This is a genomic window from Rhodopila sp. (assembly GCF_965277825.1).
Taxonomy (GTDB): Bacteria; Pseudomonadota; Alphaproteobacteria; order Acetobacterales; family Acetobacteraceae; genus Rhodopila.
This window is the reverse complement of the sequence record NZ_CBDIDU010000003.1, coordinates 1-13,329: the sequence shown is the minus strand read 5'-3', so window position 1 is coordinate 13,329 and position 13,329 is coordinate 1. Positions and strand designations below refer to the sequence as shown.

14 protein-coding genes are annotated in these 13,329 nt (G+C 64.8%); 11 read left to right on the top strand and 3 right to left on the bottom strand.

Going from position 1 to position 13,329, the window contains the following annotated elements; genetic code table 11:
* The first annotated feature begins 97 nt into the window (after window positions 1–97).
* The 6 genes from ACQY4T_RS00345 (at window position 98) to flgH (ending at window position 5,264) form a co-directional block, all read left to right on the top strand.
* Complete coding sequence (locus tag ACQY4T_RS00345; protein ID WP_428530710.1) at window positions 98–715, top strand: hypothetical protein; 618 nt, start codon at window positions 98–100, stop codon at window positions 713–715.
* A 410-nt stretch (window positions 716–1,125) separates the two neighbouring features.
* Window positions 1,126–1,491, top strand: a complete 366-nt coding sequence (locus tag ACQY4T_RS00340) for a nuclear transport factor 2 family protein (RefSeq protein WP_428530707.1) — start codon at window positions 1,126–1,128, stop codon at window positions 1,489–1,491.
* A 481-nt stretch (window positions 1,492–1,972) separates the two neighbouring features.
* Complete coding sequence (locus tag ACQY4T_RS00335; protein ID WP_428530704.1) at window positions 1,973–2,719, top strand: flagellar hook-basal body complex protein; 747 nt, start codon at window positions 1,973–1,975, stop codon at window positions 2,717–2,719.
* 49 nt (window positions 2,720–2,768) lie between these two features.
* Window positions 2,769–3,554, top strand: coding sequence for a flagellar basal-body rod protein FlgG (flgG, locus tag ACQY4T_RS00330; protein WP_428530701.1), 786 nt, complete (start codon window positions 2,769–2,771; stop codon window positions 3,552–3,554).
* 4 nt (window positions 3,555–3,558) lie between these two features.
* A complete protein-coding gene (gene flgA / locus ACQY4T_RS00325) occupies window positions 3,559–4,524 on the top strand; it encodes a flagellar basal body P-ring formation chaperone FlgA (protein ID WP_428530698.1) in 966 nt (321 codons plus the stop codon).
* On the top strand, window positions 4,521–5,264 hold the full coding sequence (gene flgH / locus ACQY4T_RS00320) for a flagellar basal body L-ring protein FlgH (protein ID WP_428530695.1): 744 nt from the start codon (window positions 4,521–4,523) through the stop codon (window positions 5,262–5,264). The genes flgA and flgH overlap by 4 nt, the downstream gene beginning before the upstream one ends.
* 204 nt (window positions 5,265–5,468) lie before the next feature.
* Here the strand turns inward: flgH and ACQY4T_RS00315 are convergent, their stop codons facing one another.
* Window positions 5,469–5,996 carry a CHRD domain-containing protein gene (locus ACQY4T_RS00315; protein WP_428530692.1) on the bottom strand — a complete coding sequence of 176 codons (528 nt, stop codon included), beginning with the start codon at window positions 5,994–5,996 and terminating at the stop codon, window positions 5,469–5,471.
* Between the two features lie 112 nt (window positions 5,997–6,108).
* On the opposite strand from ACQY4T_RS00315, the gene ACQY4T_RS00310 reads away from it, so the two are divergent.
* From ACQY4T_RS00310 to ACQY4T_RS00300, 3 genes are all read left to right on the top strand, one after another.
* Window positions 6,109–6,993 carry a GNAT family N-acetyltransferase gene (locus ACQY4T_RS00310; protein WP_428530689.1) on the top strand — a complete coding sequence of 295 codons (885 nt, stop codon included), beginning with the start codon at window positions 6,109–6,111 and terminating at the stop codon, window positions 6,991–6,993.
* On the top strand, window positions 6,990–7,787 hold the full coding sequence (locus ACQY4T_RS00305; RefSeq protein WP_428530686.1) for a S49 family peptidase: 798 nt from the start codon (window positions 6,990–6,992) through the stop codon (window positions 7,785–7,787). Before ACQY4T_RS00310 ends, ACQY4T_RS00305 begins: the two co-directional genes overlap by 4 nt.
* Window positions 7,788–7,968: 181 nt before the next feature.
* The gene (locus ACQY4T_RS00300) at window positions 7,969–9,051 is read left to right on the top strand and encodes a zinc-binding dehydrogenase (RefSeq protein ID WP_428530683.1); all 1,083 of its coding nucleotides are present in this window, start codon (window positions 7,969–7,971) and stop codon (window positions 9,049–9,051) included.
* Between the two features lie 187 nt (window positions 9,052–9,238).
* Here the strand turns inward: ACQY4T_RS00300 and ACQY4T_RS00295 are convergent, their stop codons facing one another.
* Window positions 9,239–9,868, bottom strand: a complete 630-nt coding sequence (locus tag ACQY4T_RS00295) for a hypothetical protein (protein ID WP_428530680.1) — start codon at window positions 9,866–9,868, stop codon at window positions 9,239–9,241.
* Window positions 9,869–10,175: 307 nt separating this feature from the next.
* On the opposite strand from ACQY4T_RS00295, the gene ACQY4T_RS00290 reads away from it, so the two are divergent.
* Complete coding sequence (locus ACQY4T_RS00290) at window positions 10,176–11,420, top strand: ISAzo13 family transposase (RefSeq protein WP_428530677.1); 1,245 nt, start codon at window positions 10,176–10,178, stop codon at window positions 11,418–11,420.
* 102 nt (window positions 11,421–11,522) lie between these two features.
* Here ACQY4T_RS00290 and ACQY4T_RS00285 read toward each other — a convergent pair.
* A protein-coding gene (locus tag ACQY4T_RS00285; protein ID WP_428530674.1) for an IS3 family transposase occupies window positions 11,523–12,661 on the bottom strand; the annotation gives its coding sequence in 2 pieces (ribosomal slippage) (window positions 11,523–12,394 and window positions 12,394–12,661; 1,140 coding nt in all).
* Between the two features lie 180 nt (window positions 12,662–12,841).
* Between ACQY4T_RS00285 and ACQY4T_RS00280 the strand changes: the two genes are divergently transcribed.
* Window positions 12,842–13,329: metallophosphoesterase (locus ACQY4T_RS00280; RefSeq protein WP_428530671.1), on the top strand; the 488-nt coding region annotated here is incomplete at its 3' end.

Below are 13,329 nucleotides of genomic sequence, written 5' to 3'. Positions count from 1 at the left end.
TCGCTAAACTCTTTGCCGCTAGCGTAATCGGTTTTGCGGTGCTGTATTTCCTTCTCGCCTACCAGCACCCTTAACACCATAACGTGGAAACAATGATATGACGAAATCCGATAACCAGGACGTCAAAATACGGATGGAAAGAAACTACATAATATCGCCGGATGGTGAGGAGAAAATAGAGATCGGACTTCCTCATCCCACACTGGTGCCGAAACAAATAGACAGCAAGATATTCTCGGTTGAGACGGGCGTCCTCTCGTTCCATATATGGTTCTCACCGCCTATGGATTTCGAGATCGAGTGTGTGGAAGGCGTCTGGGCTGCAATCGGTTTGCACCTGAGAGAAGAGTGCATCATCCCAATCGTCGCTTTTCAACCCTCTCCGGAAAGGCACGAAGTCAGCTTCTTTTTTTCGCCGCTCCAAGCAAGCCCCGAAGCTGTCGAAAGATATATCGGATATGATGCCAACGGCGCCGCTTTCTTGACGTTGATGGAAACCGTCACCGGCATTGTCAGAACCTCGCACCGCCTGATTCTACCGCCTGACATGGTCACGATGTTCAAGGCCGCCCTCAAATTCGTTCCGCATCCATGCCACCTGTCCGCCGAGTCTTGGCGAGCCATCGAATCCGCTGGCGTCGACGCACTTTGGAAAGATCGTAACACGAAACGATGGGTTTGGGATTGCAAGCTACGTCGGTTTCAAGTCGGATAGGAAGCCGCCTTGCCACTCGCGCGTAGGTTGTGCTCTTGGAGGAAACGACTGCACCGGATGCGCGGCTGATGGCGGGTGCCCCCCACCAGCCGTTTGGTTGAGATAACGCGTCTTCTTGATCAGCAAACCGGGCGCTACTCGCTGCGGTGTCCGGGAGCGCGCTCGATGCGTTCGGCTTGGTGGCCGACATTTGCTCCGGACTTATGCAGCGGCCAAGTCATTGACTGCACGATCAAGATTTTCCGGGCGGAACTCTTGACTTATGCGCCGCCGCGCCCAATGGCGCACCCCGTTGTGACGCCGCTTCCAATTAAGCGCCATTTCGCACTATGGTCTCGGCCGGGGCGGCACGGCCACGTGCCCTGAAAGCTGGTAAGCCGAAACGGACTGAAAGAAGGGAGGTCGTTACCATGACAGCAAGAACAGATGACTATGACCAGATCGTTCGCGTTGTCAAACTTTACATCGATGGATTTAATGATAACGATATTAGCAAATTCAAGGAGGCGTTTCACGAGGATGCTTGGATCTTCTTCATCGACGCCAACGGCACCCTTCATAAGAATCGGATCTCTGCGAGCTTCGAGAACTGGGCTGCGCCGCCGAGGAAAAGCATCGAGAGTCGAATCATCTCAGTGACGCAGGTGGGCGATGCTGCCTCGGTCCACCTCAGTTTCAAGGGCAGGTCCGATGAATGGCTCGACTTCCACAATCTGCTGAGGATCAACGGCGTCTGGAAGATCACGAACAAGACCGCCACCCACAGCAGCAGGTAGCGGACCCAGTAAGCGGCGTGAAACTCGCTCGAAAGATCAATGTAAGTCGCGCGGAAGAAATCGACGAAAGCGCAAGCCAAGAGATCGATTAGTATCCGTTTGTGCTGCGTAATTCTTGAATTCCGCACACCACAGGCAGATCGAAGGGCCGCCCAAAGACGGGCGGCCCACTCCCGACCCGGTCAATGCTCTCTTATGATCGCTTTCTGACAAACCGGCGCATCTCGCGCCAGAGTGAGCGGAGTTCGCTTAGCCGGAGCGGGTGGGCATGGCGGCTGATCCAAACCCGAAAAAGAAAAGACGTAAGAATACGAACCGCCATCCAAATCGCGCGGCAACCTTTGCCCAACCGGCAGTTTCTGCCGCCCCACCCGCACCCTCCGCCGCCGCCCAACCCGCCGTCCACCGCCAATATCAGCCCCATCCCCCCCCTGGCACGGCGCTTGCTCTGATCCCGTCCGGACCGCTCGGACAACGCCTCATGGACATCACCACATCCCTCGCCGCCTCGCGCCTGGTTGCCCAGCAGCGCCTGATGGACGTCACCGCCAACAATATCGCCAACGCCAACACCCCGGGGTTCCGCTCCGAACGGGTGCAGTTCAGCGACTGGATCGACCCGCAGACCGGAACCGCCCGCACCCCCGGCAGCAAAGGCATCACCTACGCCCAGGACCGCGCCACCTATCGCGAATCCCAGCCCGGCACCCTGACCCATACCGCCAACCCGCTCGACCTGGCCCTCACCGGCGCCGGCTACTTCACCGTCAACACCAAGGCCGGCCCGCGGCTCACCCGCGACGGCCGCTTCGGCCTGCTGCCCAACGGCACCCTGGCCGACAGCAGCGGCAACCCCGTGCTCGACACCAGCGGCAAGCCGATCCAGTTCGCCCCCACCGACACCCAGATCAGCATCGCCGGCGACGGCTCGGTCTCCACCGAGAACGGCCAGCTCGGCAAGATCGGCATCGTCCAGCCCGCCGACGAAATGAGGATGCGCGCCGAGGGCGGCACCAACTTCGTCTCCGACTCCCCCACCGCCCCGGTCGCCACCCCCACCATCGTGCAAGGCGCGATCGAGGACTCCAACGTCCAACCAGTGATGGAAGTAACGCGCATGATGGACGACGTGCGCCAGTTCCAGTTCGTTACTCAACTGCTGCAGGCCGAGGGCGACCGCCAGCAGAACACCATCGACAAGCTGCTGCCCAGCGGAGCCGGTTCCTAACCCGATACCCGCCCCGAGACCGTGACAAAACGCCACAGGAGACCACAAAATGCGCTCGCTTGATATCGCCGGCACCGGCATGCAGGCCCAGCAGACCAACGTCGAAGTCATCTCCAACAACATGGCCAACATGACCACCACCGGCTTCAAGCGCCGGCGCGCCGAGTTCCAGGACCTGATCTACCAGAACCTGCGCCGGGTCGGCGCCAACAGCTCCGACAGCGGCACGGTGGTTCCCTCCGGCGCCCAGGTCGGCCTCGGCGTCAAGACCGCGGCGATCTACCGCATCAACGAACAGGGCAACCTGCAGCAGACCTCCAACACGCTGGACATGGCGATCCAGGGCAACGGCTATTTCCAGGTCACCCTGCCCGACGGTGAGACCGCCTACACCCGCGACGGCACCTTCTCGCTCGCCGCCGACGGCACCATGGTCACCGCCGACGGCTACACCATACAACCGGGCCTGCAGATCCCGCAGGCCGCCACCGGCGTCACCATCAACACCTCGGGCCAGGTCCAGGTCACCCTGCAGGGCCAGACCGCGCCGCAGACCATCGGCCAGTTGCAGCTCGCCGCGTTCCCCAACGAGGCCGGCCTCGACGCCCAGGGCGCCAACCTGCTGATGCAGACCGCCGCCTCCGGCGCCCCGGTCACCGGCAATCCCGGCACCGCCGGCTTCGGTTCGGTCGAGCAAGGCTTCATCGAAACCTCCAACGTCAACGTGGTCACCGAGATCACCAACCTGATCACCGCCCAGCGCGCCTATGAAATGAACAGCAAGGTCATCACCTCCAGCGACGAGATGATGTCCACCCTGACCAACCTGCGCTGATCCCATGCGCGCCCTGGTTGCCGTCCTCGGCCTGCTGGTCTGCGCCCAGGCCCAGGCCGCCGCGCTGCGCAACATGACCACGTTGCACGGCCCCAACGTCTATGTCCGCGACCTGTTCGACGACGCCGGCGTCAACGCCAACCGGGTGCTCGGACCAGGCCCCGCGCCGGGCGGCCGCATCATCGTCGAGGCCGCCCAACTCAACGCCATCGCCCGCCAGTTCGACGTCGCCTGGCGCTCGGTCTCGCGCGCCGACCGCGCCGTGCTGGAATGGCCCGGCCGCCCGCTGCGCCGGGAAGCAGCGCTCGACGCCGTCCGCCTCGCCATCACCGCCAGCGGCACCGCCGACGACATCGACATCGACCTACCAGGCTTCATCCCCCCCATCGTTCCGGTCGAGGCGAAAACCAGCGCCACCGTCTCGCAACTGGAATACGACCCCAACAGCGGCCGCTTCACCGCCGCCCTGACCGTCACCGCCGACGGCATGGACCCGATCGACAGCAGGATCAGCGGCCGCGCCGACGCCGTCGTCGACGCCCCGGTGGCAGTGACTCGGCTGCTGCCCGACACCGTCCTGCGCCCCGACGACATCCACCTCGGCCGCATCCATGCCTCGCTCGGCAATGACGTCGCGCGATCCCCCGACCAGGTCATCGGCATGCAACTGCGCCGTCCGCTCGCCGCCGGGCAGCCGCTGCGCCTGGCCGACCTGGTGCGCCCGCCGCTGGTGCAACGCGGCGCCACCGTCCTGATCCAGCTCGCCTCCGCCGGCCTCTCGGTCACCGGCCAGGCCATCGCCCTCGATGCCGGCGCCGACGGCGAGCGCATCAGGGTGCAGAACATCACCTCGCACGCCTACCTGTTCGCCCAGGTGATCGGGCCCGGCCAGGTCCGCGTGACACCCGATGCCCCGCCGGCGCTGCCCCGCCAGCCGCCGCGCTACGAACAGCGCGTCGACGTCCAATGATCCCCTTTGGGACCCCGCGCGGCATCCTTCTGCTGGGCCTGATGGCGGCATCGCTCAGCGCCTGTGGCACGCTCAGCCGGCTGTCCGACGTCGGACGCGACCCGGCGATGACGCCGACCCAAGACCCAACCAAGGATCCCAAATGGCGCCCGCTGACCATGCCGATGCCCACCGCCCGGCCGTCACCCAATGAGGCCAACGCACTCTGGCGCTCCGGTTCGCGCGCCTTCTTCAAGGACCAGCGCGCCGCCCAGGTCGGCGACATCGTCACCGTCCTGGTCAACATGAACGACGCCGCCAACCTGAAGAACGTCACCTCGGCGACCCGCGCCAGTTCCGAATCCGCCGGCCTGCCCAACCTGTTCGGCCTGGAAGCCATCGTGCCGGCGGCGGTCAACCCATCGAAGCTGCTGTCGGCCAGCAGCGGCAACAGCAACGTCGGCACCGGCCAGATTCAGCGCACCGAGGCAGTCACCCTGCGACTGGCCGGAATCATCACCCAGGTGCTGCCCAACGGCAACCTGGTGGTCGCCGCGTCGCAGGAATTCCTGGTCAACAGCGAGCTGCGCCAACTCAAGGTCACCGGCGTGATCCGCCCGCAGGACATCGCCTCCGACAATACGGTGCAGCACGACCGCATGGCGGAAGCCCGCATCGCCTATGGCGGCAAGGGCCAACTCACCGACCTGCAGCGCGCCCGCTGGGGTGAGCAGATGATGGATATCCTGATGCCGTTCTGAAGCCGGCGGTTTTCCAGGCCCGGCGTTTCCTGTCCGATCGCGGCCGGCCTCCGCCACTGCGCCGATCGGCACCGGACTCCCGTGCCCGCAGCCGATCGCACCCGGGAAAGTCGGGCGAAACTCGGGCGCTGCGTCGGCGCTTCGCCCCGGCACAGACAAGCCACCGCCCCGACCCGCCAGCCGGGGCGGTCCAACGTCAGCCCCTCACTTCGGCGCCGCGGCAGGCGGCGTGGACTCGGCCGGCGCCGTCGCCGACGGCGTTTCCGTCCCGCTCTCCTTCGCCGCCGAGTGGGCCTTGCGCCGAGCATGTGTCCCGATGATCTGGCCCCTGATCTCGCCGCCCGGGTTGGCCGCGGTATGCACGTTCACATACAGCTTCGACGACTGCAGATACTTCACCTGCTGGTCGGTCAACGTCGCCGAACCGGTGATCGGGCTGGCCGGGTTCTTCTCGCCCAACGGCACCACCACCCCCGCGCTCTGCGCCCGCGTCGCCGGACCGTGGATATGCGCCGCCGTGGCCGGGCCGCTCAGCCCCTCGAAGGTCAGCGTGTAATCCAGCACCTTCGACGTCGTATCGAATTCGGCTTTCAGCCTGCCCTTGCCCTTCGAGTCGGTCTTCGGCACCTCGGCCCGCCCGGACAACCGCGCCGTATAGGTCACCGTCGAAGCCGACGCAGCCGAAGCCATCACCGCGGACAGCGCGGTGGCAAGAAGTACTCTACGAAACATTCGTGATTCCCCAACAGTAGGTGGCAACCCTGGCAACCGGCCAAGGCGCGGCGGCGGCTTGTCGTCGGCCGCCACTGGGGCCACCGTATTCCACGAAACCAAGGATGCCGCCATGCCCGACAAGATCGCGCTCCAAAGGATCGCGGCCCACACCGAGGATTCCCCGCCCGCCGATCCTCCACGCGCCGATTCCCGGGCCACCGACTCCCCCACCACCCATCCCCGGGCCGCCGAACCCCCGGCCGCCGATCCCCACCCCGCCGATCCCCACCCCGCCCATGCCAAACCCGCCGACAACGACCCACTGCCGATCGGCCCGCCCGTCGACACCACCCCCCGGCCGCTGCCGGCGCGGAACCCGATCCGTGGCCAACACGCCACGCTGGAGCCGTTGCACCGCCGCCACGTCAGCGAACTGTGGCACGCCGCCCAGGGCGCCGACGCAAGCTGGACCTACCTCGGCGCCGGCCCGTTCGCCTCGGCCGAGGCAATGGGCCGCCACGTGATGGACGCCGCCGCCAGCCACGACCCGATGCTCTGGGCGGTCCGCCCGGTCATCACCGGCGTCGTCTCCGGCTGGCTGGCGCTGATGGACATCCAGCCCCGCAACGCCTCGATCGAGCTCGGCGGCATCTGGTTCGCCCCGCGCATGCAGCGCACCAGAGCCGCCACCGAGGCGATCTTCCTGCTGCTGAAGCTGGCCGCCGACGACCTCGGCTATCGCCGCCTGGTGTGGAAGTGCGACGCGCTCAACGCCGCGTCCCGCCGCGCCGCCACCCGCCTCGGTTTCACCCATGAGGGCCGCCACCGCATGCACATGATCAGCAAGGGCCGCCAGCGCGACACCGACTGGTTCAGCATCGTCGGCGAAGAATGGCCGCCCCGCCGCGACGCCCTGCTGGCCTGGCTCGACCCATCCAATTTCGCCGCCGACGGCACCGCCCTGCACGGCCTGGCCGAACTGCGGGCCGCCCCAACGTCGAACCGTCAAGCATGAGTGGCACCAGCCTGCTGCCCTGGCGCCGCCCTCGACTGAACGTGATCGTGCTGCACGGCATCATCGCCACCCGGGCCGGCAACCTGAACGCCGATTCGGCGCGCCCGCTGATCGAGAAAGCCTTCGCCTCCACCGGCCGCCGTCCGGTCATCCTCGACATCGAAAGCCCCGGCGGCTCGCCGGTGCAATCGGACCTGATCGCCGGCATGATCCGCACCCACGCCGACCGCGCCGGCGTGCGCGTCCACGCGGTGATCCGCGAGGTCGGCGCGTCGGGCGGCTACTGGCTGGCCTGCGCCGCCGACGAGATCCACGCCAACCCCATGAGCGTCGTCGGCTCGATCGGCGTGGTCGGCGGCGGCTTCGGCTTCCCCGACCTGCTGGACCGCCTCGGCATCCAGCGCCGGCTCTACACCGCCGGCACCCACAAGGCTCGGCTCGACCCGTTCAGCCCCGAGAACCCCGACGACGTCGCCTTCGCCAAGGACCTGATGGAAAAGCTCCATGTCCGCTTCAAGCAGTGGGTCAAGACCCGCCGCGGCCCGCGCCTGAAGGCCGCCGACGACGCCCTGTTCGACGGCGGCTACATGCTGGGCGAGCAGGCCCTCGCCGCCGGCCTGATCGACGGTCTGGCCACCGTGGACGAGCTGGTGCGCGACCTCGGCGGCGACCGCGCCCGGCCGCGCCGCATCGCCCCGAAACGCTCCCGCCTGGCGCTCCGCCTGCCCCGACTGGCCACCGACACCGTGCTAGACGCCCTGGAAGCCAGGCTCTGCCAGATCACCCTGCGTTAACCCGGAGTCACCACAAACGAACCACGCCGCGCCAAAATCAACCGCCGCGCCAAAATCACCAGCCCCGCCACAATCGCCAGCCGCCAGAATCGCCAGCCAGCCGCCAGAATCGCCAGCCAGCCGCCAGAATCGCCAATCCGGCAGAAATCGACAGCCCACCACAATCAAGGAGGAACCCACCATGCGCGCCGCGGTCTTTCGCCAAGGCTCCATCGTCGTCGATACCCTTCCCGACCCCACCCCCGAGCAGGGCCAGGTGCTGGTCCGCACCCGCGCCTGCGGCATTTGCGGCTCCGACCTGCACGCCGCCAGCTACACCCACCAGTTCGTCGACCTGGCCCGCCGCGCCGGCAACCGCTGGGCGATGGACGCCGACCGCGACGTGGTGTTCGGCCATGAATTCTGTTGCGAGGTGGTCGACTATGGCCCGCGCACCCCCGCCCGCCTGGCCCCCGGCACCCTGGTCTGCTCGATGCCGATGACCCTGGCCGGCGAGACCGTGCACGGCATCGGCTACTCCAACGACATCGCCGGCGGCTTCGCCCAATACCTGCCGCTGGCCGACCGCATGCTGCTGGCGGTGCCCAACGGCCTGTCCGCCACCGCCGCGGCGTTGACCGAACCCATGGCGGTCGGCTGGCACGCGGTCCAGCAGGCCCGCCTGACGCCCGAGGACGTCCCCCTCGTCGTCGGCTGCGGCCCGGTCGGCCTGGCGGTGATCGCCGGACTGGCGATCCGCGACCTGCACCCGATCATCGCCGCCGACTTCTCCCCCGCGCGGCGCCAACTGGCGCTGAAGATGGGCGCCGATATCGTGGTCGATCCGGCCGAGGCCTCGCCCTACCAAAGCTGGCAACAGGCCGCCACCCCGCCCGGCCACGACCCCAGCCGCTACGCCCAACTGTTCGGCATCGGGCCAAGGCAGCGCCCGGCGGTGATCTTCGAATGCGTCGGCGTGCCCGGCTTGATCCAGCAGGTGATCGAGGGCGCCCCCGCCGCCGCCCGCATCGTCGTCGTCGGCGTCTGCATGCAAACCGACCGGTTCGAGCCGTTCTTCGGCATCGTCAAGCAGCTCAACCTGCAGTTCGTGCTCGCCTACACCGCCCAGGAATTCGCCGACAGTCTGCACCACATCGCCGAAGGCAAGATCGACGTCACCCCCCTGATCACCGGTTCGGTCGGCCTCGACGGCGTCAGCACCGCCTTCGCCGAACTGGCCAACCCGGAACAGCACGCCAAGGTCATCGTCGACCCCTGGGCCTGATCGCCCGTCCCGCCGCCCCGCCGCATCCCATCCCGCCGCATGGTTCGTTTCCCCGGGAAATCCTGGAAAACAAGCCCGAAGTCAAAGACAATAGGCATATTGTAGGAATAATTACCTGATTATGTACTTTCTAAAGCGGGAAATCACATGTTAGGAAAGGAGAGACAGGCCGGCGCTGAGTTTCAAATTACGCGGGAGATGATTTCGGCGGGCGTTTTCGCTTTGAGCCGGAAGTGCCCGCTTGATCTTGTTTTTCCATCCGGCGGCGAAGATGAAGCCGTAGAGGCCGTTCTAAGAGCTGCGCTGGAAGTTCGGGTTGTTCCGGGTGCAGAAAACAATCAACAATGGCCGATAGATACTGACGCTCGTTGATGACGTCGAACGTAATCTCACGGACCTCTTCGACACTCACATACTGGTTTTGCCAAGGCTGCACCTCCCGATGACCGCTGCCTGGGGTCTTTATCGCTCGTGGCGTTAGGTTCGCTTTTATGGCGCCGACGCCATCTTCCGCAGAAGCCCATATATCGTGAACAAATCGGTTTCGTGCGTTGCGAAGATCATTGTCAACGTAATCCAGACATTCGATGACGGATTCCAAGAAGGCTCCGGGTGGGCATCTGTTGATTGCACCTATCCGAGCGGCTCTGATTTGATCGCGAATATCAATGCAGCTTACCATTAGGCTAGCGTTTGGTAGGCGGTAATCCCAACCGCCAACGGCAAGGAAGGTCCGACCGACCCATTGCTCCAAGTGAGCCCATTCATTGCACAGCTCCCCGATTGCCTCGGCGAAAGGTTTCAAACCTTTATCCATGCGCCATCCCACGAACGAAGATGCAGCTTAATAGTTGTCTTGTGGTAGGGAGATGCACATGAACAAGGATATCAGCGAGGACGAAGCCGACCGCCGGGCGCGCGACGTTGCACGGCGGCTACTAACCGCGCCACCGCAACCTAGGACATCAGGTAAACCAACGGGGGAAGGCAAACCTAAGTCAGCCCGTTCCGACGCTTCCAGGCTAGAAAGACGCGGGCAAGCTGGCGAGGCGTCTTAGGACCTGAAGCGAAACAAGCGAATCGGGGGCTAGGAATCGCCCTTCTGCCCGTACTAGCGTAGCTGGGTGATCGACACGCCGGCTATCAAATCGCGCTTTGAGGCCCTTGCACCGCACCTGAACGAGCGTGCGCGTCGGCTGTTCGTGGCAAGCGAGGCTGATGCGGCTGGCCGTGGTGGCATTGCAGCGGTTGCCGCGGTGATGGGCGTCGCGCGCAGCACCATCGGCCGTGGGCTGGCGGAATTGCGCAGCAAGGAAGGCGCATCGTCGCGCCGCATTCGCCGTCCTGGCGGCGGACGCAAACCGAAGGTCGAGACCGAACCGGGATTGCTGGATGCGCTGAGCGAGCTTGTGCAATCGGCGATCCGTGGCGACCCTGAAGCCGCCCTGCTGTGGGTGAGCAAGAGCCAGCGTCATCTGGTCGGTGCGCTGTCTCAGCGCGGCTTCACCGCCAGTCAAAAGCTGGTCGGACGCTTGTTGCGTGGTCTGGGCTTCAGCCTGCAAGCGAACCGCAAGACCCGCGAGGGCACCAGCCATCCGGACCGGAACGCCCAGTTCGAACATATCAATGCGCAGATCAACGGGTTCCAGGCCGCCGGACAGCCGGCCATTTCGGTCGACACGAAGAAGAGGGAACTCGTCGGGGACTTCAAGAATGGCGGTCGTGAGCTGCGTCCCAGGGGCGATCCCGAACCCGTCCGGGTGCACGATTTCATGCTTCCTGAACGGGGCAAGGTGGCGCCCTACGGTGTCTACGACATCGCCGCCAACGCCGGCTGGATCAACCTCGGCATCACCAGCGATACCGCCACCTTCGCGGTGGAAAGCATCCGGCGTTGGTGGAGGGAACTCGGACAATCGCGCTACCAGGAGGCCAAACGGATACTGATCACTGCCGATTGCGGCGGCAGCAACGGCGCACGGGTGCGGCTATGGAAAACCGAGTTACAGACACTGGCCGACCAGACGGGGTTGTCCATCACCGTGGCGCATTTGCCGCCGGGCACCAGCAAATGGAACCGCATCGAGCATCGCCTGTTCGCCTTCATCACGCAAAACTGGCGCGGCAAACCCTTGCTGACCCATCAGGTCATCGTCCAACTGATTGCCAGCACCACGACCGAGAAGGGCCTGACCGTCCAGTGTCGGCTCGACAAAAACGCCTACGACAAAGGCATCAAGGTCTCCGATGCCGAAATGGCCAAGCTCAACATCAAGCTCGATGACTTCCACGGTGAGTGGAATTACACCATCGACCCAAGAACACCAGGGCTGGTCGGCTTCGTCGCTACAGCGTTTCGCCTCCGTTAGGTGGATCTCCTGCCGGTTGGTTGGGTAACGTGCTGCTGCGGGGTTGTTTCAGAGGGAGGGTGACGCCCGACCGGAGAGGCAACCCCGCAGCAGCGGCGAAATTCATGCGGCTGCCGCTTGGCACGGCAGTTGGGTGAAATAGGCGCGGTCCGGCGTCCGAGCGTCAAGGCTCGAGTGCGGCCTTTTGCGGTTGAAGAAATCCAGATACCGTCCGATCAGGTTCCGCGCTTCGGCGACGGTTTCATAGGCCCGCAGATAGACTTCCTCGTACTTCACCGACCGCCACAGCCGCTCGACAAACACGTTGTCCCGCCAAGCGCCACGGCCGTCCATGCTGATGGCGATCCCGTTGTCCAGCAGCAGCCCAGCAAACGCGGCGCTGGTGAACTGGCTGCCTTGATCGGTGTTGAAAATGCCCGGTTTTCCATGCTTGGCCAGCGCTTCCTCGACCGCCTCCAGGCAGAAATCAACTTCCATGGTGATCGACACCCGCCACGCCAGAACCCGCCGGCTAAACCAGTCCATCACGGCCGCCAGATAGACAAAGCCTTTCGACATCGGAATGTAGGTGATGTCCATCGACCAGACCTGGTTGGGCCGGTCAACCGTCAGGCCGCGCAGAAGATATGGGCAAATCTTGTGTCCTGGACACGATTTTGACGTGTTCGGGCGGCGGTAGATCGCCTCAATGCACATCCGGCGCATCATCGTCCGTACCCTCTCGCGGCCAACGACCACCCCCTCCCCACGCAGCAAATCGCGCAGCATTCGGCTGCCCGCGAACGGGTAGTCCAGGTGCAGCGCATCGATCCGCCGCATGATGGCAAGCTCGCTCTCAGGCACCGGCTGGGGTTCGTAGTAAAGGCTGCTGCGGCTCAACCGCAGCAGCTCCGCCTGCCGCCCCAGCGGCAAGTCGTGCGTCCGGTCGATCATCGCTTTGCGCTCCGCAGGCCGGCCTTGCTGAGCGCACCGGACAAAAAATCGTTCTCCAGCGTCAGCTCTCCGATCTTGGCGTGGAGTGTCTTAACGTCGATCGAAGGCGCTGGATCGGATGTTCCACCGCCCGAACCGAACAGGCCCGAGGCCGCTTCCAGCAGATGCCCTTTCCAGGCGGTGATCTGGTTCGGATGCACATCAAACTGTTGCGCTAATTCGGCCAGCGTGTTCTCACCTTTGACCGCCGCCAGCGCCACCTTGGCCTTGAAGCCCGGCGCGTGGGTCCGTCGTGTTCGCTTTGTCATACTCGCTCCTGATCCGCGGCATCCTCGCCGCTCTCAGGCAGAAATTCCACTTAACGGCCTGTCCGAATTTGGCCGACCACTTCTCACCAGATAACTGACGCGGTTAATTTGTCTCAAAGCCTTAGTATCCGACGGCCGCGAGTTGATCGCATTGCGATCGCGGTGTAACGCCAATGCGCAATGATCGAACTCGCCTCAGCACCCGGCTGCTTGCCTCCGGGCCGACGTATCTACGCTATTGGTGACATCCACGGCTGTGCCCGGCAACTCTGGAACCTGCACGAGATTATCACCGAGGATCTCGCGCGGCGGCCGATCGGGTCCGCACTGCTATTGCATATCGGCGATTACGTGGACCGCGGCGCGGACAGCGCGGGGGTGATCGCCGGGCTGCTGGATGGCTGCCCGGTTGCCGGGGCGGAGATGGTCAACCTGATGGGCAACCATGAAAGCACCATGCTCGACGCGTTGGCTGGTGAGCGTGCGGCGGGCACCGACTGGCTGTTCGCTGGCGGCCGGGCGGCACTGCAGAGCTACGGAATCGATCCGGATGGGCCGCGCCAGGGTTGGGCGGCCCGGATCCCCCAGGCGCACCAGGATTTCCTGCGCGACCTGATGTTGATGCACCGGGAAGGCGGCTACGCCTTCATCCATGCCGGGGTCCGCCC

Coding starts and splice junctions, on each gene's coding strand:
- flgG (WP_428530701.1), top strand. CDS start 2,769: ATGCGCTCGCTTGATATCGCCGGCACCGGCATGCAGGCCCAGCAGACC.
- ACQY4T_RS00345 (WP_428530710.1), top strand. CDS start 98: ATGACGAAATCCGATAACCAGGACGTCAAAATACGGATGGAAAGAAAC.
- ACQY4T_RS00340 (WP_428530707.1), top strand. CDS start 1,126: ATGACAGCAAGAACAGATGACTATGACCAGATCGTTCGCGTTGTCAAA.
- ACQY4T_RS00295 (WP_428530680.1), bottom strand. CDS start 9,868: ATGGATAAAGGTTTGAAACCTTTCGCCGAGGCAATCGGGGAGCTGTGC.
- flgH (WP_428530695.1), top strand. CDS start 4,521: ATGATCCCCTTTGGGACCCCGCGCGGCATCCTTCTGCTGGGCCTGATG.
- ACQY4T_RS00305 (WP_428530686.1), top strand. CDS start 6,990: ATGAGTGGCACCAGCCTGCTGCCCTGGCGCCGCCCTCGACTGAACGTG.
- ACQY4T_RS00310 (WP_428530689.1), top strand. CDS start 6,109: ATGCCCGACAAGATCGCGCTCCAAAGGATCGCGGCCCACACCGAGGAT.
- ACQY4T_RS00300 (WP_428530683.1), top strand. CDS start 7,969: ATGCGCGCCGCGGTCTTTCGCCAAGGCTCCATCGTCGTCGATACCCTT.
- flgA (WP_428530698.1), top strand. CDS start 3,559: ATGCGCGCCCTGGTTGCCGTCCTCGGCCTGCTGGTCTGCGCCCAGGCC.
- ACQY4T_RS00335 (WP_428530704.1), top strand. CDS start 1,973: ATGGACATCACCACATCCCTCGCCGCCTCGCGCCTGGTTGCCCAGCAG.
- ACQY4T_RS00315 (WP_428530692.1), bottom strand. CDS start 5,996: ATGTTTCGTAGAGTACTTCTTGCCACCGCGCTGTCCGCGGTGATGGCT.